Source organism: Herbidospora galbida, assembly GCF_005233835.1.
Taxonomy (GTDB): Bacteria; Actinomycetota; Actinomycetes; order Streptosporangiales; family Streptosporangiaceae; genus Herbidospora; species Herbidospora galbida.
In genome coordinates this window covers 137,634-160,271 of sequence record NZ_SZQA01000010.1, presented here as the reverse complement: position 1 = coordinate 160,271, position 22,638 = coordinate 137,634, and the positions used below count along the sequence as shown (strand labels likewise).

General features: G+C 70.3%; 16 protein-coding genes. 3 read left to right on the top strand and 13 right to left on the bottom strand.

Annotation, left to right across the window (positions count from 1 at the left end; genetic code table 11):
- Positions 1-9: 9 nt before the first annotated feature.
- The 5 genes from ilvC to FDA94_RS13255 form a co-directional block, all read right to left on the bottom strand.
- On the bottom strand, positions 10-999 hold the full coding sequence (ilvC, locus tag FDA94_RS13275) for a ketol-acid reductoisomerase (RefSeq protein ID WP_137247404.1): 990 nt from the start codon (positions 997-999) through the stop codon (positions 10-12).
- Positions 1,000-1,034: 35 nt separating this feature from the next.
- Positions 1,035-1,559 (bottom strand): acetolactate synthase small subunit, encoded by a 525-nt coding sequence (ilvN, locus tag FDA94_RS13270; RefSeq protein ID WP_030456565.1) that lies wholly within the window; start codon positions 1,557-1,559, stop codon positions 1,035-1,037.
- On the bottom strand, positions 1,559-3,349 hold the full coding sequence (locus FDA94_RS13265) for an acetolactate synthase large subunit (RefSeq protein WP_137247364.1): 1,791 nt from the start codon (positions 3,347-3,349) through the stop codon (positions 1,559-1,561). The genes ilvN and FDA94_RS13265 overlap by 1 nt, the downstream gene beginning before the upstream one ends.
- Positions 3,350-3,522: 173 nt before the next feature.
- Positions 3,523-6,192, bottom strand: coding sequence for a putative bifunctional diguanylate cyclase/phosphodiesterase (locus tag FDA94_RS13260; RefSeq protein ID WP_246059829.1), 2,670 nt, complete (start codon positions 6,190-6,192; stop codon positions 3,523-3,525).
- 150 nt (positions 6,193-6,342) lie between these two features.
- The gene (locus FDA94_RS13255) at positions 6,343-7,254 is read right to left on the bottom strand and encodes a 2-hydroxyacid dehydrogenase (RefSeq protein WP_212735308.1); all 912 of its coding nucleotides are present in this window, start codon (positions 7,252-7,254) and stop codon (positions 6,343-6,345) included.
- 40 nt (positions 7,255-7,294) lie between these two features.
- On the opposite strand from FDA94_RS13255, the gene FDA94_RS13250 reads away from it, so the two are divergent.
- Positions 7,295-8,398: a PQQ-dependent sugar dehydrogenase gene (locus tag FDA94_RS13250; protein WP_137247363.1), complete on the top strand. Its 1,104-nt coding sequence runs from the start codon at positions 7,295-7,297 to the stop codon at positions 8,396-8,398.
- 47 nt (positions 8,399-8,445) lie between these two features.
- Here the strand turns inward: FDA94_RS13250 and FDA94_RS13245 are convergent, their stop codons facing one another.
- The 5 genes from FDA94_RS13245 to FDA94_RS13225 form a co-directional block, all read right to left on the bottom strand.
- Positions 8,446-10,401, bottom strand: a complete 1,956-nt coding sequence (locus FDA94_RS13245) for a VanW family protein (RefSeq protein ID WP_137247362.1) — start codon at positions 10,399-10,401, stop codon at positions 8,446-8,448.
- Positions 10,402-10,868: 467 nt separating this feature from the next.
- A complete protein-coding gene (gene gatB / locus FDA94_RS13240; protein ID WP_137247361.1) occupies positions 10,869-12,377 on the bottom strand; it encodes an Asp-tRNA(Asn)/Glu-tRNA(Gln) amidotransferase subunit GatB in 1,509 nt (502 codons plus the stop codon).
- Positions 12,378-12,475: 98 nt separating this feature from the next.
- Positions 12,476-13,969 (bottom strand): Asp-tRNA(Asn)/Glu-tRNA(Gln) amidotransferase subunit GatA, encoded by a 1,494-nt coding sequence (gatA, locus tag FDA94_RS13235; protein WP_137247360.1) that lies wholly within the window; start codon positions 13,967-13,969, stop codon positions 12,476-12,478.
- Entirely contained in the window at positions 13,966-14,265 is a 300-nt protein-coding gene (gene gatC, locus FDA94_RS13230; RefSeq protein ID WP_030456557.1) for an Asp-tRNA(Asn)/Glu-tRNA(Gln) amidotransferase subunit GatC, read from the bottom strand. Before gatC ends, gatA begins: the two co-directional genes overlap by 4 nt.
- A 76-nt stretch (positions 14,266-14,341) precedes the next feature.
- Positions 14,342-16,435 (bottom strand): putative bifunctional diguanylate cyclase/phosphodiesterase, encoded by a 2,094-nt coding sequence (locus tag FDA94_RS13225; RefSeq protein WP_137247359.1) that lies wholly within the window; start codon positions 16,433-16,435, stop codon positions 14,342-14,344.
- 311 nt (positions 16,436-16,746) lie between these two features.
- Between FDA94_RS13225 and FDA94_RS13220 the strand changes: the two genes are divergently transcribed.
- Positions 16,747-18,126, top strand: coding sequence for a glycoside hydrolase family 6 protein (locus tag FDA94_RS13220; protein WP_137247358.1), 1,380 nt, complete (start codon positions 16,747-16,749; stop codon positions 18,124-18,126).
- 116 nt (positions 18,127-18,242) lie between these two features.
- Here the strand turns inward: FDA94_RS13220 and ligA are convergent, their stop codons facing one another.
- The 3 genes from ligA to FDA94_RS13205 all read right to left on the bottom strand — a co-directional run bounded on the left by ligA (position 18,243) and on the right by FDA94_RS13205 (position 21,952).
- Positions 18,243-20,435 carry an NAD-dependent DNA ligase LigA gene (ligA, locus tag FDA94_RS13215; RefSeq protein WP_137247357.1) on the bottom strand — a complete coding sequence of 731 codons (2,193 nt, stop codon included), beginning with the start codon at positions 20,433-20,435 and terminating at the stop codon, positions 18,243-18,245.
- 61 nt (positions 20,436-20,496) lie between these two features.
- Positions 20,497-20,898, bottom strand: a complete 402-nt coding sequence (locus tag FDA94_RS13210; protein ID WP_137247356.1) for a hypothetical protein — start codon at positions 20,896-20,898, stop codon at positions 20,497-20,499.
- Positions 20,899-20,950: 52 nt separating this feature from the next.
- Positions 20,951-21,952: a methionine synthase gene (locus tag FDA94_RS13205; protein WP_137247355.1), complete on the bottom strand. Its 1,002-nt coding sequence runs from the start codon at positions 21,950-21,952 to the stop codon at positions 20,951-20,953.
- A gap of 19 nt (positions 21,953-21,971) precedes the next feature.
- Between FDA94_RS13205 and FDA94_RS13200 the strand changes: the two genes are divergently transcribed.
- Positions 21,972-22,604, top strand: a complete 633-nt coding sequence (locus FDA94_RS13200; protein WP_137247354.1) for an MBL fold metallo-hydrolase — start codon at positions 21,972-21,974, stop codon at positions 22,602-22,604.
- Positions 22,605-22,638: the final 34 nt, after the last annotated feature.

Genomic DNA, 22,638 nt, shown 5'->3' with positions numbered 1-22,638 from the left:
GATCGGTGCCTACGCCTGGTTCTGGAGCCAGGACATCATCGGGCGGAGCTTGGCGCCGGTCTTCTCGATCGGGTGCTCGGCCAGTTCGTCGCGGTACTGCTGGAAGCGCTTCTGGCCGCCGTCGAACTCGGCCACGAGCTCACGCGCGAACTCACCCGACTGAACCTCGTCGAGGATGCGGCGCATCTCCTTCTTGGTCTCGTCGTTGATGAGGCGCGGGCCGCGCGAGTAGCCGCCGTACTCGGCGGTGTCGGAGACCGACCAGTACATCTTGTGGATGCCGCCCTCGTACATGAGGTCGACGATCAGCTTCATCTCGTGGAGGCACTCGAAGTAGGCGACCTCGGGCTGGTAGCCGGCCTCGATCAGGGTCTCGAAGCCCGCCTTGATGAGCTCGGACACGCCGCCGCAGAGCACGGCCTGCTCGCCGAACAGGTCGGTCTCGGTCTCCTCGGTGAAGGTGGTCTTCAGCGCGCCCGCGCGGGTGCCGCCGATGCCCTTGGCGTAGGACAGCGCGAGCGGCCAGGCGTTGCCGGTGGCGTCCTTCTCGACGGCCACGAGACACGGCACGCCGCGGCCGGCCGCGTACTGGCGGCGGACCAGGTGGCCGGGGCCCTTCGGGGCGACCATGGCGACGTCGACGCCCGCGGGGGCCTCGATCAGGCCGTAGCGGATGTTGAGGCCGTGGCCGAAGAAGAGGGCGTCGCCCTCGACCAGGTTCGGGGCCACGTGCTCGGCGTAGAGGTGCCGCTGGATGTGGTCGGGCGCGAGGATCATGGTCAGGTCGGCCTCTTCGACCGCCTCGGACGGGTTGAGCACCCGCAGGCCGTCGGCTTCGACCTTCTCCCGGCTCTTGGAGCCCTCGGGGAGTCCGACGCGGACGTCGACGCCGGAGTCGCGCAGGCTCAGGGCGTGCGCGTGGCCCTGGCTGCCGTAGCCCAGGACGGCGACGTGGCGGCCCTGGATGATCGACAGGTCGGCGTCGTTGTCGTAGTAGATCTCAGTCACTTCGAATAACCTTTCGGGTTCTTATCTCAGGCGGTCCGGTCCAGGGCCCGGAGCGAGCGGTCGGTGATCGACCGGGCACCGCGGCCGATGGCCACCATGCCCGACTGCACGAGTTCCTTGATGCCGAACGGCTCAAGGACGCGCACGAACGCCTCCAGCTTGTCGACCGTACCGGTGACCTCGATGGTGACCGCGTCGGGGGCGACGTCGACGCAGCGCGCCCGGAACAGGTTGACCAGTTCCAGGACGTGGCTGCGCGAGTCGGCGTCGGCCCGCACCTTGATCAGCATGAGTTCGCGCTGCACCGACTGGGCGGTGTCGAGCTCGACGATCTTGAGGACGTTCACCAGCTTGTTGAGCTGCTTGGTGACCTGCTCCAGCGGCAGGTCCTCGACGTTGACGACGATCGTCATGCGGGAGACGTCGGCGTGTTCGGTCGGGCCGACCGCGAGCGAGTCGATGTTGAATCCGCGGCGGCTGAACAGGGCCGAGACCCGGGCGAGGACGCCGGGCTTGTTCTCGACCAGAACGGACAGGGTGTGCCTGCTCATCAGTCCTCGTGCTCCCACTTCGGCGCCATGTCACGGGCGTACTTGATGTCGTCGTTGCTGGTGCCGGCGGCGACCATCGGCCAGACCATGGCGTCCTGGTGCACCACGAAGTCGATCACGACGGGCATGTCGGTGATCTCCATCGCCTTGCGGATGGTGTCGTCGACGTCTTCCGGCCGCTCGCAGCGCAGGCCGACGCAGCCGTAGGCCTCGGCCAGCTTGACGAAGTCGGGGATGCGGCGGGCCGACTGCAGGTCGGTGTTGCTGTAGCGCTGCTCATAGAAGAGCGTCTGCCACTGGCGCACCATGCCGAGATTGCCGTTGTTGATGACCGCGACCTTGATCGGGACGCCTTCGAGCGCGCAGGTCGCGAGCTCCTGGTTGGTCATCTGGAAGCAGCCGTCGCCGTCGATGGCCCACACGTCCTTGTCGGGACGGCCCATCTTGGCGCCCATCGCGGCCGGGACGGCGAAGCCCATCGTGCCCGCGCCGCCGGAGTTGATGAAGGAGCCCGGGTTCTCGTAGCCGATGAACTGCGAGGCCCACATCTGGTGCTGGCCGACGCCCGCGGCGTAGATCGCGTCGGGACCGACCAGGGCGCCGATGCGCTCCATGACGTACTGCGGCGCGAGCGAGCCGTCTTCGTAGGTCTCGTAGCCGAGGGCGTAGGTCTCGCGGTAGGCGTCGAGGTGGCGCCACCATTCGGTGTAGTCGCCGCGCGCGGAACCGGCCTTGATCGCCGCGACCAGGTCGGCGATGACCTCTTTACAGTCACCGACGATCGGCACGTCGGCGTGGCGGTTCTTGGAGATCTCGGCCGGGTCGATGTCGGCGTGGACGACCTTCGCGTACGGGGCGAAGGTGTCGAGCCGGCCGGTGACGCGGTCGTCGAAGCGGGCGCCCAGCGCGATGATGAGATCAGTGCGCTGGAGCGCGCCGACCGCCGCGACCGTGCCGTGCATGCCGGGCATTCCGAGGTGCTGCCGGTGGCTGTCGGGGAAGGTGCCCCGGGCCATCAGGGTCGTGATGACCGGGATCCCGGTCAGCTCGGCCAGTTCGAACAGCTCAGCCGACGCCTGCGCCTTGTGGACGCCGCCGCCGACGTACAGGACAGGGCGCTTGGCCTCGGCGATGAGCCGGGCCGCCTCCCTGATCTGCTTGGAATGCGGGCGGGTGACCGGGCGGTAGCCCGGAAGCTGCATCTGGACGGGCCAGGTGAACGTGGTCGTCGCCTGGAGCGCGTCCTTGGAGATGTCGACGAGGACGGGGCCGGGTCGCCCGCTCGCCGCGATGTGGAAGGCCTCGACGATCGTGCGGGGGATGTCGGCCGCGTCGGTGACGAGGAAGTTGTGCTTGGTGATCGGCATCGTGATGCCGGAGATGTCGGCCTCCTGGAAGGCGTCGGTGCCGATGGCGGCCGACGCGACCTGGCCGGTGATCGCCACGATCGGCACCGAGTCCATGTAGGCGTCGGCGATGGGGGTCACCAGGTTGGTGGCGCCGGGACCCGAGGTCGCCATGCAGACTCCGACCCGGCCGGTGGCCTGGGCGTAGCCCTCGGCGGCGTGCCCGGCGCCCTGCTCGTGACGCACGAGCACGTGCCGGACCTTCTTGGAGTCGTAGAGGGGATCGTAGGCGGGGAGGATCGCACCGCCGGGGATCCCGAACACGGTGTCGACCCCGACCTGCTCCAGGGCCCGCACGAGGGCCTGAGCACCTGTCATCTGTTCGGTCATCGGCTCGTTCCTTGTGACTGAGCTGGGCGTGTTCCGGCATAAAAAATGCCCCATCCGCAAAGGCGGAGCTGGGGCGGCGCGCGCAGGACTCTGGACTTCGTCAGGCGCGCCTGCGAAGTACTACGAGGAGGATCCCACCGCGATGCATGGACCCACCTTGTCCGATGAGACGGCCACCAGTCAAATTAGTGATACGCACATCTCACTGTGTGAGATGGCGTGCCCGGCTATGCGGACGCGGTGAGGCTGGTCCGGATGAGGGAGCTGACCCCCTGGGCGGCCATAGGGCGCCCCACGAGGTAGCCCTGACCTCGGCTGCAACCCATCTCACGCAGCAGATCGAGCTGTTCGGGGCGTTCGATTCCCTCTGCGACCACTATGAGCCCGAGATCATGCCCCAGCCGCACGATCGTGCGCGTCAGCAGGCTGAGCGTCTCATCGCGGCCGAGGCCGCTCACGAACGACGGGTCGATCTTGATGATGTCGACCGGGAGCTGCCGGAGCAGCGCCAGGGACGCGTAGCCCGTGCCGAAGTCGTCGATCGCGAGGCGGACGCCCAGGGCACGGAGGTCGGACAGCTTGCCGATGGTGTCTTCGGCGTCTTCGACGAGCATCTCCTCGATCACCTCGAGGGTGAGGGCGCTCGGGGGCAGGCCGCTGTCGGACAGCGCCTCCGAGACCGTCTCGACGAAGCCGGCCGCCATGATCTGGCGCTTCGAGAGGTTGACCGACAGGCCGATGTCCCAGTTGGCCGCGCGCCATTCGGCGACCTCGCGGCAGGCCTCGCGCAGTATCCACTCGCTCAGCGGCACGATCAGGCCGGTGTCCTCGGCCGTGCCGAGGAACTGCTCGGGCGGGGTGAACACGCCGCTCCCCCGGCACCAGCGCACCAGCGCCTCGACGGCGGTGACGCGCGAGGTGGCCAGGTCGACCACGGGCTGGTATTCGATCGCGAACTGCTGGTCGAGCAGGGCCCGCTGCAGGTCGGCGGCGGTTTCGAGGCGGCGTACGGCCTCGGCGTGCATGTGGGCCGCGAAGACCTCGACCCGGCGTCCGCCCAGGCCCTTGGCCCGCGCCATGGCCACGTCGGCGTTGCGCAGCAGGTCGGCGGCCGAGGTGTCGTCTTCGGTGAAGGCCACCCCGACCGACGCGGTCAGCGCGATGTCGCGGTCGGCGACCCGGAAGGGCTCCTGCGAGACCGCCCGGACCAGCCGTTCGGCCAGATCGACGACCATCTGCGCGTCGGCCCCGGCCTCCAGCAGCACGGCGAACTCGTCGCCGCCCCAGCGAGCGAGCGTGTCGTCGGCCCGCAGGGCCTGGCGCAGCCGCCGGGCGGCCTGGCCGAGCAGGTAGTCGCCGCTCGCGTGGCCGACGGAGTCGTTGACGCCGGTGAAGCCGTCGAGGTCGAGGAAGATCACGGCGGTGCCGGCCGAGCGGGCGAGCACCTCGCGGGTGCGCTCCTCGAAGTAGGCCCGGTTGGGCAGCCCGGTCACGCCGTCGTGGAAGGTCAGGTGGGTGACCTGGTTGCGCAGCGCCACCTGGTCGGAGACGTCGCGGGTGGTCACCAGGATCAGGTCTTCGCGGCGGACGTCGCGGGTCGCCACCGACTCGGTGGGCCGCCAGGTGCCGTCGGCGGCGCGGACCCGGCAGGCCAGCCGGCACGTGCCGTAGCGCTCGATGTTGCCGTCGTCTTCGGCGATCTGGCGCAGCAGCGCCTGGATCACGGGCGCGTCCTCGGGGTGGACGTAGTCGGCGATCGGCTGGCCGAGCAGGCTCGCGGGCGCGTAGCCGTAGGTGGTCTCGACGCCCTCGCTGATCTCCTGTACGACCCCCTCGAGGTCGACCATGAGCACGACGTCGCCGGTGTTCTCGGCGAGCTGCCGCAGCTGCCGTTCGCTCACGACCATCTGCCGCCGCATGCCGTCGGCCGACAGCATCACGATCAGCAGCCGGGCCAGCAGCACGGCCACGGCCGACACGGCGACGACCGGCATCAGCACGTCGCCCGTGGCGCCGACGGCCTTCACGGCCACCACGACCACGGCCGCGAGCACGAGCGCGTAGGGGGCGACGGTGACCACCACGGGGGGCGTCGCGGCGTTGCGCTCATCCGAGGGCACCCGGCGGCGTCCGGTCTCCTCGATCCACGGAGCGATCGCCAGCGCGACGAATCCCAGGGGGGCGACCAGCCCGGCCGGAACCGCCGGGTCGACGCCGTTGAGGCGGGAGACGGCGGTGGCCAGTTCGGCCACCGTGACCGCGAACAGCACCCCGAGCCCGGCCAGCCCGACCGACCGGTTGGCCGCCCGCGAGACCGCGACGAACGGGGCCGCCGCGCACGTCGCCAGCAGGCACAGCAGCGGCAGCGCGAGGGTCGTGTAGAAGGCGCCCGGCTCCTCGGCCTTGGCGAACATCGGCGCGAGCAGCAGCGCCCAGGTGATCGCGAACAGGGAGGCGGCCGACAGGTAACCGTCGCCGATCTGGCGGAACAGGCCCCGGCTCTGCGGCGGCGGCAGCGAGGTCAGCCAGCAGCCGATCGTCATCAGCAGCGCCCCGACCAGCAGCATCAGGTCGGCGAAGGTGAGCACGAAGGCGGTGCCCTCGGCCACCGGCCGCACCCCGATCCCGGCCAGCCAGGTGAGCGCGCCGCCGGCCAGCCAGCGCCAGCCCACGGCCTCTCGCCGGTCGCTCGCGCTGTCGCTGGTGTCGCGCTCGCCCGAGATGATCCGGCCCGAGGCCACCACCAGGGAGACAGCCGCGAGCAGACCCGTCACCAGGCCCGCCACCGCCGTCACCGCGGAGGCCGATCCCCCCGCTATCAGGGCAGCGGCGATGACCGCCGCGCCGAGCCCGGCAGCGGCGATGAGCGAGACCCTGGGGTCACGCGTGCCGTTCACGCTCGTCGCCCTTTACTTCCGGTCACATCGTCAGTTTGCGCGCCGGTGCCGCCCCTGATGGAGACATCGGCCCAGTCGTCACCGATCTGATAAACAGGAATTCACGGTACGGACCCGAGGTCACGGCCTCGCTACGGTCCGGAACCAGATTCAGTAGCCCCCGCTGATGATATTGGTCAGCGGACGGCCGTCGTGCAGCCTTCGCAGCTGTGCCTCGACGTAGACGAGCGCGCGCCTGGTCGAGGCGGGAGTGCTGCCCGCGACGTGAGGGGTGATGAGCAGGTGGGGTGCCTTCCAGAGCGGATGCCCTTCGGGCAGCGGCTCGGGGTCGGTGACGTCGAGCGCCGCCCGGAGCCGGCCCGATTCGAGCTCGGCCAGCAGCGCTCCGGTGTCGACGACCGGCCCGCGGGCGGCGTTGACGAGCAGGGCGCCGTCTTTCATCAGGGCCAGGAACGCGGCGTCGACCATGCCCTTGGTGGCGGCCGTGGCCGGGACCAGCAGCACCACGACGTCGGCCCGGGGCAGCAGGTCGGGCAGTTCCGCTTCGGCGTGGACGCCGTCGCGGGCGCTCCTGGCCACCCTGATCACCTCGACCTCGAACCCGGCCAGCCGTCGTTCGAGCGCGGCGCCGATGGAGCCGTACCCGAGGATGAGGACCGTGGAGTCGGCCAGGACGCCCGTGTGCCGGTAGGCCCACCGGCCCTGCTCCTGGGCGCGTACGAAGGCGGGGAACTCGCGCAGCGAGGCGATCATCGCGCCGACCGCCCACTCGGCGGTTCCCGCGTCGTGGACGCCCCTGGCGTTGCACAGCATCACACCATCGGGGACGTGGGGCAGGTAGGGTTCGACCCCGGCGGTAACCGTCTGGATGAGGCGCAAACGTGGCATCCGCGACAGCAACTCCGGGATGTCCGGCACCGGGATGAGCGGGGGAACCCACACCTCGACGTCCTCGGCCCCGGGCGGCTCGGGATGGTCGCGTCCGTCGAAGAGCGTGTATTCGACGTCGGCCAGGTCGGTCGGGACGGCGGACTCGGCCTGCGGGGCCACCCAGATCTTCACAGGGGATAACCCTAATGACCGGTACAGAAGGGTGTAACTGATGGGCGTTGGCCGGACCGGGCTGCACACGCTGGCGGCGGCACTGACGGTGAGCTGCACGGTGGCCTGCACTGCGGAGACCGGAGTGGGCACGGGCGTGACGCCGACCCCGCTGGCCGCGACGGCGACGGCGACCTCCGCTCCCGCGGACGGTCCGCGCACACTGGTCGAGGGCCTGGAGGTGCCCTGGGCGATCGCGTTCCTGCCCAGCGGCGAGGCCCTGGTGACCGAGCGGAACTCGGGCCAGATCGTCCAGGTGGCCGCCTCGGGCCGCAAGACCGAGATCGGCACCGTCGCCGGGGTGGCCGCGTCGGGAGAGGGCGGCCTCATGGGCATCGCGGTCTCCCCCGAGTACGAGCGGGACAAGCAGATCTTCGTCTACTTCACCTCGGCCGAGGACAACCGCATCGTCCGCTACCGCTTCGACGGCGCCCTGTCCGACCCCGAGCCGATCGTGACCGGCATCCCCAAGGGCGGCAACCACAACGGCGGACGGCTGGCCTTCGGCCCCGACGGCTTCCTGTACGCCTCCACCGGTGAGATCGGCGACCGGGGCCTGTCCCAAGACCGCGACTCCCTCGCCGGGAAGATCCTCCGCATGACGGTCGACGGCGAACCGGCCCCCGAGAACCCGTTCGGCACCCTGGTCTGGAGCATGGGCCACCGCAACGTCCAGGGCCTGGCCTGGGACGAGAGCGGCAACATGTACGCCACCGAGTTCGGCCAGAACACCTTCGACGAGCTCAACCTGATCAGGGCGGGCGGCAACTACGGCTGGCCCGAGGTCGAGGGCGTGGCCGCCGACGACCGGTTCGTCAACCCGCTGGTGACGTGGTCGACCGACGAGGCGTCTCCTTCGGGCCTGGCCTACGCCGACCACGCGGTGTGGGCGGCGGCGCTACGTGGCGAGCGGCTGTGGAAGGTCCCGGTGACCCAAGACGGGGCGGCGGGCCGCCCGGAGGCGCTCTACGAGGGCGAATTCGGCCGCCTGCGGTCGGTCGCAACGGCGCCCGACGGCTCGCTGTGGGTCGGCACGAGCAACCGCGACGGCCGCGGCGACCCGAAGAACGGCGACGACCGCATCCTGGTCATCCCCGGACGCTGAGCGAGACGCGGGCGGCCGAAGGCCGACCGTGGCTCGCGCGGGTGAACCTACCCCGGAGTACCCGCCTCTGGACAGACGGTCTCGGCGCGCGGCTTGTAGACCGTCTTCCAGCTCTCCGGCGTCTCGACGGTGCCGTCGAGCCGCACGCGCTCGCGGGTGGTCACGATCGTGAACCCGGCGGCGCCCGCCGACGGCACGCAGCCGACCTCGGGGCCCTGGACCGGCAGGTTCGAGGTGAACCGGGTGCGGTCGCTCTGACTGATCGTGACCTCGTAGGTCTTGGTCCCCCACAGCGACACCGTCATGACCGTGTCGGTGGCGGTGGCCTGGATGAGCACCCCGTAGTCGGTGTCGTTGCGCCAGACCAGGTCTGGCCCCGGATAGGAGACGGCCACCTCGACCCCGGCCGGGTAGGGCGGCAGGAACGACTCGTGCGGCACCGCCTCGACGATCTCGAGGCCGCTGCGGAGGGCGGCGTTGTAGAGGACGGTCCCGGCGACCGACACCCCCGGGACGTCCCTGCCCTGTTCTCCCCGGATCGAGACCGGCTCGGCGGGGCCGGCGTAGCCGGGACGGCCCTCGCGGAGTCCGGTCGCCTGGTTCAGGGAGAACGTCTCGCCGGGCCGGACGATCGTGCCGTTGACCCGCCGGGCGGTCTCCTTGATGTTGGTCACGCGGGGCTGGCAGCAGCTGTAGCTCATGTCGACCCGGACCAGTTCGTCTTTGATGCCGATCGCCGCGGCCTCTTTGTCGTCCATGTCGGGCTGGAGCAGGGTCATCGGCACGGTCACCGCGCGGCCGCTCTGGCGGCTGAGGATGGCGATGATCTGCGCGCCCAGCTTGGAGGTGTCGATCCCGATGCCGGGCCGGCCCGGCACCAGCTTGGGCCGCCCGTCGGCGATGACGAAGGTCGCGTCGCGGGGCGCCTCGCCCTCGGGCACGAACCGCATGCCCCGCGTCGCCACGGCCGCGTCGAACCGGGCCTCCAGCCCGCCGGTCTCGCCGGGTTCGAAGCTCAGCGCCGCCGCGATGTCGACCGGGGCGAGCTCCAGGGAGACGCCCCCGTACGTCAGCGTGACCGGCGCCGCGACCGCCCTGCGCGCCCAGGCCACCGCCCGGTTCACGCCGTCGCGGGTGGCGCGGGGACCGGCCTCGACGGGCTTCACGTCGACGATGATGTCGGGGTTCAGGTAGGCGGCGCGCACCGCCTCGACGACCCGGGGCACGTCGAGCGCGGTCCCCTCCTTGGGGTAGACCGGCTCGGGCCGCAGGCCGTCGAAGGTGACGTCGCCCTCGACCATCGGCCGCTCCATGGCCCTGGCGACCTGCGTCGAGACCACCTCGCCCAGCCGCGCGCTGTCGACCCGGACGACCGGGGTGACCTCACGCCCGCCGGTCATCGCCCGCCAGATGTCGGCCGGGCTCGGGAACCCCATGGGTAACGCCCGCACGGTGGCCGGGATGTCGATCGACAGGCCGCTCCGCTCGGGGCTGATCCGCTCGCTCTTGGCCCCGTCGCGCACGACGATGGCGTTGGTGGCCGCGCTGACCAGCCCCGTGGTCAGCCGGTCGGTGGCCTGCCGGGCGTTCATCCCGCCCACGTCGACGCCGAGCACGGTCGTGCCCGGGTAGACGTTGCCGGCCATCACGAAGGCGGGGACGGCGTACAGCAGAACCAAGAGCCCCGCCACGACGAACAGGGCCGGCCGCACCCAGCGGAACCCCGGCCCCTCGTCGGGCAGATCCTCGACCTCGACGGGCAGCGGCGCGATGGTGACCTTGCGCGGCGCGGCGACCGGCCAGACCTCGACCTTGGCCGGCGGCGGTAACGAGGTCTCCGGGGGCGGCGACTTGACGAGGGGGGCGCTGCCGAAGATGTCGGACGTCACGCCCGGGGGAAGCGAACCGCCCGCGCGAACCGGGTGTTTACGTGCGGAGACCGCCTCGGAGTCCGTCCCGAACGGATCCGTCGGCGGGTCGATGGACGCTTCGGCGTTCCGCACGCCTTGCTCTCCTCCGGCTCAGGGGAAACTCCCTTCAGTTAACCCTAAAGCACCCTCTTCTGGATATGTCGCGAAAACATGAGGTTCGCCCTGTCAGGGGTCATGTCAAGCGACTGTGGAACGTGGTTTTGGCGCGAGACGTCGGACTTCTTATAACAGAGCCAGGCGCCGCCCAGGCGCGACTGTCAGGGATCTGTCATGACACATTCGCCGCACAGGGCGGTGCGGATGAAACAGATCAGGGATTTGTGGCGGTGAATTTTGGCGCTATGTCACATGGTGTTGGTTCGAGGGCGTGTCAAACGGCGGGTGGAGTGCCGTCGCGCTGTCCGTGGCGGCGCGGGCCGGGAGCGGGGGTCGGCGCCGGACTCGGCGGGGGGGCGGAGTCGGCGGGCGGGGCCGTGGTGGGCGGAGCCGTAACGGAACATGAAGATGCCCGGGCCCTGGACGGACCCGGGCATGATCGTCTATTCGGTGACGCCGAGCTTCTCCAGGATGAGGGCGCGGGCGCGGCCGGCGTCGGCCTTGCCCCGGCTGGCCTTCATGACCCCGCCCACGAGAGCGCCGACGGCGGCGATCTTGCCGCCTCGGATCTTGTCGGCGGCGTCGGCGTTGTCGGCGATGACCTGGTCGATGATGGCCGACAGCTCGCCCTCGTCGTTGACGATCTTCAGGCCGCGGGCCTCGACGACCTCGTCGGGCGAGCCCTCCCCGGCGAGCACGCCTTCGAGGACCTGGCGGGCCAGCTTGTCGTTGAGAGCGCCCGACTTCACCAGCTCGGTCACCCTCGCGATCTGCGCCGGGGTGATCGGCAGCTCGGCCAGCGCGACGCCGTTCTCGTTGGCGCGGCGGGCCAGCTCGCCCATCCACCACTTGCGCGCGTCGGCCGCCGGGGCGCCCGCCTCGACGGTCGCCTCGACCAGGCCGAACGCGTCGGCGTTGTGCATGGCGGCCATGTCGAGGTCGCTGACCCCCCACTCGGCCTGCAGCCGGGCGCGGCGCACCGAGGGCAGCTCGGGCAGCTCGGCCTTGAGCTGGGCGACCCACGCCGGGTCGGGCGCGATCGGGACCAGGTCGGGCTCGGGGAAGTAGCGGTAGTCCTGGGCCTCTTCCTTCGACCGGCCCGACGTGGTCAGCCCGGTGTCTTCGTGGAAGTGGCGGGTCTCCTGGATGATCCGGCCGCCCTCGGCCAGGATCGCGGCCTGCCGCTCGATCTCACCGCGGACCGACCGCTCGACGCTGCGGAAGGAGTTGACGTTCTTGGTCTCGGTGCGGGTGCCCCACTCGGTCGAGCCGCGCGGCATCAGCGAGACGTTGACGTCACAGCGCATCGAGCCCTGGTCCATGCGGACGTCGGAAACGCCCAGGGAGCGCATGACCTCGCGCAGCTCGGTGGCGTAGGCGCGGGCGACCTCGGGCGCGAGCCGGTCGGTGCCCTCGATGGGCTTGGTGACGATCTCGACCAGGGGGATGCCCGCCCGGTTGTAGTCGACGATCGAGTGGTCGGCGCCCTGGATGCGGCCGGTCGCCCCACCGACGTGGGTCGACTTGCCGGTGTCCTCTTCGAGGTGGACGCGCTCGATCTCGATCCGGACCGTCTTGCCCTCGACGGTGATGTCGAGGTAGCCGTCGAAGCAGAGCGGCTCGTCGTACTGGCTGATCTGGTAGTTCTTCGGCATGTCCGGATAGAAGTAGTTCTTCCGGGCGAACCTGCACCACTCGGCGATCGAGCAGTTGAGGGCCAGACCGATGCGGATCGTCGACTCGATCGCCACCGCGTTCGCGACCGGGAGCGCGCCGGGGAAGGCCAGGCAGGTCGGGCAGACGTGGGTGTTCGGCGGGGCGCCGAAGGTGGTCGGGCAGCCGCAGAACATCTTCGAGTTGGTGCCGAGTTCGACGTGGGTCTCCAGGCCGAGCACCGGCTCGAACCTCTCCAACGCCTCGTCGTAGGGCATGAGTGTCGGCGTGTCAGCCATGCTGATAACCCAGTCCTTCCAGAGCTTTGATCATGTCGGCCGATGAGGACCGGAAGAGCGGCACGATACGCGTGATCATGCCGCTCTTCCTCCTGTTTCTACAGAGCCGGAGCCTTGGACAGCAGCGGCCCGCCCCACCGGGACTCGAAGGCCCGCTCCACGGCGGCGCCCACCCGGTAGCACCGGTCGTCGCCGAGCACCGGGGCCATGATCTGCAGACCGACGGGAAGCCCGTCTTCGTCGGCGAGACCGCACGGCACCGACAGGGCCGCGTTTCCGGCCAGGTTCGACGGGATGGTGCACAGGTCGGCCAGGTACATGGCCATCGGGTCGTCGGCCCGCTCGCCGATCGGGAACGCCGTGGTCGGCGTCGTCGGCGAGATCAGGACGTCGACGTGCTGGAAGGCGGCGTCGAAGTCGCGCGAGATCAGCGTGCGCACCTTCTGGGCCGAGCCGTAGTAGGCGTCGTAGTAGCCGGAGGAGAGCGCGTAGGTGCCGAGCATGATGCGGCGCTTGACCTCGGGGCCGAAGCCGGCCGCCCGGGTCAGGGCCATGACCTCTTCGGCCGAGCGGGTGCCGTCGTCGCCGACGCGCAGGCCGTAGCGCATGGCGTCGAACCGGGCCAGGTTCGACGAGCACTCCGACGGCGCGATCAGGTAGTAGGCCGGCAGCGCGTAGGTGAACGAGGGGCAGGACACCTCGACGACCTTGGCCCCGAGCGATTCGAGCAGCTCGACGGCCTCCTGGAACCGGGCCAGGACGCCCGGCTGGTAGCCGTCGCCGCCGAACTCCTTGACCACGCCGACGGTCAGCCCGGCGACGTCGGCCTGCCGGGCGGCCTCGACCACGGAGGGCACGGGCTGGTCGATCGAGGTCGAGTCCATCGGGTCGTGGCCGGAGAACGCCTCGTGGAGAAGAGCGGCGTCCATGACGTTGCGGGCGAACGGGCCCGGCGTGTCGAGCGAGGACGCGAAGGCGATCAGGCCGTAGCGGGAGGATCCGCCGTAGGTCGGCTTCATGCCGACGATGCCGGTCACGGCGGCGGGCTGGCGGATCGAGCCGCCCGTGTCGGTGCCGGTGGACAGGGGGGCCTCGTAGGCCGCCACCGAGGCCGACGCGCCACCCGACGAGCCGCCCGGGATGCGGGTCAGGTCCCACGGGTTGTGGGTCGGGCCGTAGGCCGAGTTCTCGGTCGAGGAGCCCATCGCGAACTCGTCGAGGTTGGTCTTGCCCAGGATGACCAGCCCGGCCTCGCGCAGACGGCGCGTCACCGTCGCGTCGTAGGGCGGGCGCCAGCCTTCGAGGATCTTCGAGCCGGCCGTGGTGGGCATGTCGGTCGTCGTGAAGACGTCCTTGTGCGCGATCGGCACGCCGGCCAGCGGGCCCAGTTCGTCGCCGGCGGCACGCCGGGCGTCGACGGCGGCGGCCTGCGCGAGCGCCGACTCGGCGCCCACGTGCAGGAACGCGTGGACCCGGTCTTCGACCGCGGCGATCCGGTCGAGGTGGGCCTGGGTCACCTCGACGGCCGAGACCTCACCGGAGGCGATCAGCGACCCCAACTCGGCGGCCGTCTTCTTGATCAGCTCGCTCACGCCTCCTCCCCGAGGATGCGGGGCACGCGGAAGCGGTCGTCCTCGACGGCGGGCGCGCCGGAGAGGGCCTGCTCGGGGGTGAGGCTGGGCGCGACGACATCGGGCCGGAACACGTTCGTCAACGGCAGCGCGTGCGAGGACGGCGGGATGTCGGCGGTCGCGACCTCGGCGACGCGGGCGACCGCGCCGACGATCTGGTCGAGCTGGGCGGCGAAGTGGTCGAGTTCCTCGTCGGCCAGCGCCAGCCGGGACAGCCGGGCGAGGTGAGCGACCTCTTCGCGGGTTATGGCAGACATAAGTCGTTTAACCCGATTCCTGGGTGGAGTGTGGACACCTCATCCTAGGGCGAGCCGCAGCCCCTCCTCGACGCGGTCAATCGACCCTGGACGTGGCCATCGGCAGCCGCAGCCGCGACCGCAGCCACACGACGGCCTCCTCGGCCGGCATGGGCTCGGCGAGCCACCAGCCTTGCCCGGCGTGGCAGCCCATGCCCCGCAATTGCGCAGCGATGTCGGCCGATTCCACCCCTTCGGCGACGGCGCGCAATCCGAGCGACCGGACCAGGTCGATGATCGAGCGCACGATCCGCTCGTCATCGGCCGACTCCCCCAGTTTCCGGACGAACGAGGCGTCGATCTTGACCTCGTCGACCTGGAGCCGCTGCAGCCGTACGAGCGTCGAGTAGCCCGTGCCGAAGTCGTCGAGCGCGAGGGGGACGCCCAGGGCGGCCAGCGTGCGGATGGTGTCGGCCGAGTAGGCCTGGTCGGTCATCAGGATGCGCTCGGTGACCTCTAGGTGGATGGCATTGGCGGGCAGCGAGTAGCGGGCCAGGCCGGCCGAGAGCTGGTCGGGCAGGCCCGAGTCGAGCAGGTCGCGGGCCGACACGTTGACCGAGATCGGGATCTCCAGACCGGAGTGCCACCAGCGGGCGGCCTGGTCGAGGGCCTTGGCGATGACGTACTGGGTGAGCTCGCGCATCAGGTAGGACTGCTCGGCCAGCGGGATGAACTCGCCGGGCGAGACGGGTCCGCGTACCGGGTGCCACCAGCGCAGCAGCGCCTCGACGCCCTCGACGCGGCCGTCCTGGAGAGCCACCTTGGGCTGGTAGTGGAGGTCGAGTTCGGCGCCGTCGATGGCCCTTCTGAGGTCGCCGAGCAGGCTGAGGCGCTCAGGGGAGTTGCGGTCGCGTTCGGCCACGTAGAACTCGACGCCCGAGCGGGCCTCCTTGGCCATGTACATCGCCACGTCGGAGCGCTGGAGCAGCAGCTCGAAGTCGGGCGCGTGGTCGGGGTAGAGGGCGATGCCGATGGACGCGTCCAGATCGAAGGTCATCCCTTCGAGCCTGACCGGTTCGGTCAGCGCGACCCGCAGGCGGGAGGCCACTTCCTTGGCGGCCTGGGCGTCGCGGATCTGCGGCAGCAGCACCGCGAACTCGTCGCCCCCGAGCCGGGCGACGACGTCGCCGGGCCGGACGGAGTGGGTCAGCCGGTGGGCCACGATCTTGAGCAGCAGGTCGCCGACCGGGTGCCCCAGGGTGTCGTTGACCTCTTTGAACCGGTCGAGGTCGAGCAGCAGCAGCCCCACCCGCTCGTCATGGCGGGCTTCGGCGAGCGCCTCCTCCGTGCGGAGGATGAGCAGTTTGCGGTTGGGCAGCCCGGTCAGGCCGTCGTGCATCGCCTGGTGGTCGCGGCGCATCGACAGCGTCGCGGTGAAGTAGACGGCCGCGAGCGGCGCCACGAACAGCGGCACCAGCCCGGCGGAGTGCTCCATCACCACGACGACCAGCGGCGCGAGGCCGAGCAGCGCCCCGTAGACGAGGCCCTGCGGCACGAGCGAGGTCTTCAGCACGCGCAGCACGGTCTTGCGCTCGTGCAGCGCCACCGCGCCGCACACCAGCAGGCCCCTGACCAGGAAGTAGGCCAGCCCCGCGAGCACGATGGCCGGGATGTCGGCGCCGGTGGGCGTCCAGGTGTTCATGGGCCGCGAGTGGACGCCGAACATGCCGAACACGACGGCGGCGGCCAGGCACGCGAGGGTGACCTGGGCGATGTTGAACGCGATGCGGTGCCAGGCCCGTTTGTGCACCAGCCCGCTGACCAGCATCGCGACGGCCTGCATGATCGCGGCGGCGGACAGCCCGTAGTGCATCAGCACCGCGAAGGTGAACATCGTCGAGGTGGGGGTGCCCCCGACGAGCGCGGACGAACTCACCATCACCGGCCGGAGCTCGCCCAGGAAGACCAGCACGACCAGCACCCAGAAGAGCGGGTCGGCGCCGAGCAGCGCCAGCTCGGGGCCGCCGAGCCGGACGGTCGCGACGACGAGGGCGGTGAACCCGATCGTGATGATCGCCGCGAAGTAGGTCCACAGGGGCGAGCCGAGCCGCGGCCCGGCGTCCCGAGTGTCGGGCGGCGCGGGGGCACGGCCAGTTGATCCGGTCGAGTCGCCGATCTCAGGACATGGCATGAGATGGCGCGCAATTGCAGTCATCGTTGAGAAACCCCCCAAGAGGTCACTATGGGAGGGTACGGCCTACGGGCCACTTCGCGAAACCGCTTGGGCACGTTGCGTTACGGGATATTTCGTGCGATGGATTGATCTAGCACGTTCGCACTGAAAGTTTCAGATGCCCAGATAGCCGTTTCCACCGTGTTGCCTGGGTGTTTCACCCTGAGGGCCTCGCCTAATTCGGGATGGGCCTTCAGGTGCCCGCCAACTGGTGATTAGATCGCCGCAACCTGGTGGGAGCGCTCCCACATTCTGGGACGGAGTATCTCATGTTTCGAAGAAGGACTCTGACGGCCGCATTCGCCGCCGCCGTCACCGCCCTGGGGGTGGGCGCCGCCGTTCTCAGCACGTCGGCCGCCAACGCCGCCGACTCGGTGTTCTGGGTCGACCCCGACACCAGCGCGGCCCGCTGGGTGGCGGCCAACCCGAACGACTCGAAGACCGCCGTGATCCGCGACCGCATCGCGGCCGTGCCGCAGGGCCGCTGGTTCACCACGACCAACACCTCGACGGTCCGCTCGCAGGTCAGCTCGTACGTGGGGGCGGCCGCCTCCCAGGGCAAGATCCCGATCATGGTCGTGTACAACATCCCCAACCGCGACTGTTCCGGCGCCTCGACCGGCGGCGCGCCCAGCCACTCGGCCTACCGGGCCTGGATCGACGAGGTCGCGGCGGGTCTCCAGGGCCGCGCGGCGTACATCATCCTCGAACCCGACGTGCTGCCGATCATGACGAACTGCATGAGCACGTCGCTGCAGAACGACGTGAAGGCCTCGATGGCCTACGCCGGCAAGAAGCTGAAGGCGGGCTCGTCCCAGGCCAAGGTCTACTTCGACATCGGCCACGGGGGCTGGCTCAGCGCCCAGGAGGCGGCCAACCGGCTCGTCCAGTCGGACATCGCCAACTCGGCCGACGGCATCGCGCTCAACGTCTCGAACTACCGCTACTCCTCGACCGAGATCTCGTACGCGAAGAGCGTCATCGCCGCGACCGGCATCTCCCGCCTGAAGGCCGTCATCGACACCAGCCGCAACGGCAACGGCCCGCAGGGCAGCGAGTGGTGCGACCCGGGCGGCCGCGCGACCGGCACGTGGAGCACCACCAACACCGGCGACTCGGCGATCGACGCCTTCCTGTGGATCAAGCTGCCCGGTGAGGCCGACGGCTGCATCGCGGCCGCCGGTCAGTTCGTGCCCCAGCGCGCCTACGACCTGGCGATCGCGGCTCCGTACACCCCGCAGCCGACGCCCACGCCGACGCCCACGCCTACCCCGACCCCCACTCCCACCCCGACCCCCACTCCCACGCCGACCCCCACCCCGACGCCCACGCCCACGCCGGGCGGGAAGTCCTGCGCGGCGACCTACCGGATCATCAACCCGTGGGGCGGCGGCTTCCAGGCTGAGGTCTCGGTCCGCAACAGCGGCGGCGCCGGGCTCACCGGCTGGCGCGTCAACTGGACGTTCGCCAACGGCCAGACCATCACCCAGCTGTGGAGCGGCAGCCACACCCAGTCGGGCGGCAACGTCCAGGTGACCAACCTCAACTGGAACGGCAACCTCGCCCCGAACGCCAGCACCAACTTCGGCTTCACGGCCAACTCCGGCAGCACCAACAACGTCCCGTCGGTGACCTGCACGGCCCTGTAAGCCCCTGAACTCTGCGGGCTGCGCCGAACCACACCCGAGCACCCCCCGCAGACCGAGGCCACTCGTTCCGGCCCAGAAGCCCGGAACGGGTGGCCTCTTCCATTTCGGCGGCGGCGCTACTCCCCGCCCACGACCGCGACCCCCTCGGCCGCCTTCGCCCCCTGGGTGAGCAGCACCCGGAACCCCTCCTCGTCGAGGATCGGCACCTTGAGCGTCACCGCCTTGTCGTACTTCGACCCCGCGTTCTCCCCCACCACGACGAAGCTCGTCTTCTTCGACACCGAGGACGTCACCTTGCCGCCCCGTGCGGTGATCTGCAGCGACGCCTCGTCGCGGCTGAACCCCGCCAGCGTCCCCGTCACCACGAACGTCAGACCGTCAAGCGTCTGCGGCAGCCGCTCGACGGGCTCGGGGTCCTCCATCACGACCCCGGCCGCCCGCCACCGGTCGATGATCTCCCGGTGCCAGTCGACCTCGAACCACTCCTTGATCGTCTCGGCCACGCGCGCGCCGATGCCCTCGACCTCGGCCAGTTCCTCGGCCGAGGCGTCGGCGATGGCCCGGATCGAGCGGAACCGCGCGGCCAGCTCGGTCGCGGTGGGCAGGCCGACGTGCCGGATCGACAGGGCGACGAGCACCCGGGCGACCGGGGCCGACTTGGCCTTCTCCAGGTTCTCCAGCATGGTCAGGGCGTTCTTGCTGGGCGCCCCCGACTTGTTGGCGAAGAAGGAGACCACCTTCTCCTCGCCCGTCTCGGGGTCGAGTTTCGGCAGGCCGGAGTCGGGGTCGCGGACCGACGACCTGATCGGCAGCAGCCGGTCGATCGTCAGGTCGAACAGGTCGGCCTCGGTACGGACGACGGGTTCCTGCGGCGGCAGCGGCTGGGTGAGGGCGGTCGCGGCGACGTAGCCGAGGCCCTCGATGTCGAAGGCGTTACGGCCGGCGGCGAAGAAGATCCGTTCCCGTAGCTGGGCGGGGCAGGCCCGGGTGTTGGGGCAGCGCAGGTCGGCGTCGCCCTCGCGTTCGTAGGCGAGCTCGGTGCCGCACTCGGGGCAGTGGGTGGGCATCACGAACGCCCGCTCGGTGCCGTCGCGGAGGTCGGCCACCGGCGCGACGATCTCGGGGATCACGTCGCCGGCCTTGCGCAGGACGATCGTGTCGCCGATCAGCACGCCCTTGCGCGCCACCTCGGACGCGTTGTGCAGCGTCGCCCGCTCGACCGTCGACCCGGCCACGACCACCGGGGTCATCATGCCGAAGGGCGTCACCCGGCCGGTCCGGCCGATGCCGACGCGGATGTCGAGGAGCTTGGTCGTGACCTCTTCCGGCGGATATTTGTAGGCGATCGCCCACCGGGGCGCCTTGCTCGTCGAGCCCAGTTGCCGCTGCACGTCGACGTGGTCGAGCTTGACCACCACGCCGTCGATCTCGTATTCGGTGTCGTGGCGGTGTTCGGCGTAGTGGTCGACGAACTCCTGGACCTCGGCCATCGTCGCGACGACCCTGTAGCGGTCGCTGACCGGCAGCCCGAACGACTTGAGCCGGTCGTACATCTCCGACTGGGCCTTCGGCGGCGCCGCGCCCTCCCACTTTCCGACCCCGTGGACGATCATGCGCAGCGCCCGGTGCGCGGTGATGCGCGGGTCTTTCTGCCGCAGCGACCCCGCCGCGGAGTTGCGCGGGTTGGCGAAGGGGGGCTTGCCGGCGTCCATGAGCTCCTGGTTGAGCTTCTCGAACCCCCAGACCGGCAGGAACACCTCGCCCCGGACCTCCATGAGGTCGGGCACGTCGTCGCCGGTCAGCCGTTCGGGCACGTCGGCGATGGTGCGGACGTTGGGCGTCACGTCTTCGCCCACGCGCCCGTCGCCGCGCGTGGCCGCCCTGACCAGGCGGCCCTTCTCGTAGACCAGCGCGACCGCCAGCCCGTCGATCTTCAGTTCGCACAGGTAGGGCGCGGGGTCGCGCTCGGCGAGCCGCTCGGCCCGCCCCTGCCACCCCGCCAGATCGGCGGCGTTGAAGGCGTTGTCGAGGCTTTCGAGCCGCTGCAGGTGCTCGACGGCGGTGAACTCGGTGGAGATCGGCGCGCCGACCTTCTGCGTCGGCGAATCGGGCGTCCGCAGTTCGGGCCGCCGCTCCTCGATGGCCGTGATCTCCCGCATCCAGGAGTCGTATTCGGCGTCGCTGACCGTCGGCGAATCGCGGACGTAGTAGCGGAAACTGGCCTGCTCGATCAGCTCGGTGAGCTCCGAGTGCCGCCTGCTGAGCTCGGCCTCCTCCGGACTCGGCTCCGGCGCGATCCCCTCGGTCATGCCCCGCTCCCCTCATCGCGACTCAGGGAAAACCTATCGCCGCCGACCGACTTTCCCGTGCTCAGCCGCCCTGCGCCCAGACCCCCTCATAAGCGGAGCAACGCCCGGTAACCGCCGTGGCCGTGCCCCGGCAGACACGCGCTTCGACGCTGAGGACATGGTCCGTTTTGAGGGTGACCGCGCTCCATCCGGCCTTACAGGTCTTGTACGACTTGTACACCGTTTTGCCGCGATCGGTCAGGTACCGGAACCGCACCCATGAACACGAACCACCCGCCGTGGCGTCGTGCAGCCGCCCGGTGATCTTGAGCCCGGCGGCCGTGCCGACGATCTTCCCGTTCGTGACCCTGCCCTTGCCGTCCGCCGACTTCACCGGCCCCCAGTGCCAGGTGTCGGCGAGGGCCGGAGAGGCCGCGACGAGGAGCCCGGCCAGCACTGCGCCCGTGACCAGAAATATCCGCATAGGTGTAGGGATATCTGGCCACGCTTGCAATCGGATGTACTTCCGCGGGCTCTTACTCCTCCTCTGGGTCCTCCCGCAGCACCCGGGCCGATTCGCGGCATTTCGCCAGCGCCGCCTTCGCGTAGGCGGGCGAGGCGCCGGCGAGTCCGCACGCCGGTGTCAGCACGACCTGGTGCGCCAGCCCTTCTGGCCGGAACCCCAGCCGCCGCCACAGCTCCAGCGCCGGCTTGGCGACCACGCCGACGTCGGGCAGCCGGCTGTCCGTGCCCGGCACCACGCCGAGGAAGAAGGCGATCCCGGCCTCGATGGCCGCGCCGAGGACGTCCTCGTCACGCCGCCGCATGAGGGAAGCGTCCAGGGAGATCCCCTTGGCCCCCGCGGTGCGGAGCACCTCGAAGGGCACCGAAGGCGCGCAACAGTGGACGATCGGGAATTCGGCCGCCGACAGCACCTGCCCGAGCCGCGCGGCGGCGAGCGGGCCCTCGACCGGGGCGAGACGGGAGAACCCCGACGCCGTCGGCACCGTCCCGGCCAGCACCCCCGGCAGCCCCGGCTCGTCGACCTGCACCACGAGCGAGGCCCCCGGAACGCGTTTCCGCACGTCGGCGATGTGCGCGGCGAGCCCCTCGGCCAGCGAGTCGGTGACGTCGCGGACCGCCCCGGCGTCGGCGAGGACCTTGTCGCCGTAGCGCAGCTCGATCGCCCCGACGAGGGTCCACGGCCCGCAGATCTGGATCTTCAGCGGCCCGGTGTACCCCTGCGCGACCTCCTCCAGCGCGTCGAGGTCACGCAGCAGGTGATCACGCGCCCGCTTGTGGTCGCGCCCCGGCCGGTCGGCCATGCGCCAGCCCGAGGGCTGCACCTCGACGGCCAGTTCGACGAGCAGCGAGGCGGTACGCCCGATCATGTCCGCCCCCACCCCCCGTGCCGGCAACTCGGGCAGATAGGGCATCGGCAGCTCTCCGAACACGGTCCGGAGCGCCTCGACATGGTCTTCGCCGGGGTGGGAACCGACCCCGGTAGCGGTGGCCTGGTCCCATGGGTACGAATGCACGAGGACTAGCTTAGGAATTATGAAGCTCACCAAACTCGGCCATGCCTGCTGGCGCTTCGAGAAGGACGGCCGCGCGTTCGTCCTCGACCCGGGCAGCTTCAGCGGGACCGGCCTGCTCGACGGCGCGGAAGCCGTCCTGATCACCCACGAGCACGTCGACCACCTCGACGCCAACCTGATCAAGTCGGCCAGCCCTGACCTGGAGGTTTGGACCTGCAACGGGGTCACGAACGCCCTCGGCGAGGTCCCGGTGAAGATCCAGACGGTCCGCGAGGGCGACGTCTTCGAGGTGGCCGGCTTCTCCGTACGCGTCATCGGCGAATGGCACGCCCCGACCATCCCCGACGCCCCGATCATCCAGAACATCGGCTTCCTGATCGACGACCGCGTCTTCTACCCGGGCGACGCCCTGACCGACCCGGGCGTGGCCGTCGAGACCCTGCTGGCCCCGTCGAACGCGCCGTGGCTGCGGGTGTGGGACTTCATCGAATACCTCAGGGCCGTCCGCCCCGACCACGCCTTCTCGACCCACGACGGGCTGGTCAACGAGATCGGCCAGGGCATGATCGACAACTTCATGGCGGTCGAGGGGAAGAAGCAGAAGGCCGACATGCGCCGCCTCAAGCCGGGCGAGTCCATGGAATTCGCCTGATTCAGGCACATCGGCCTCACACGAATGACAGTGC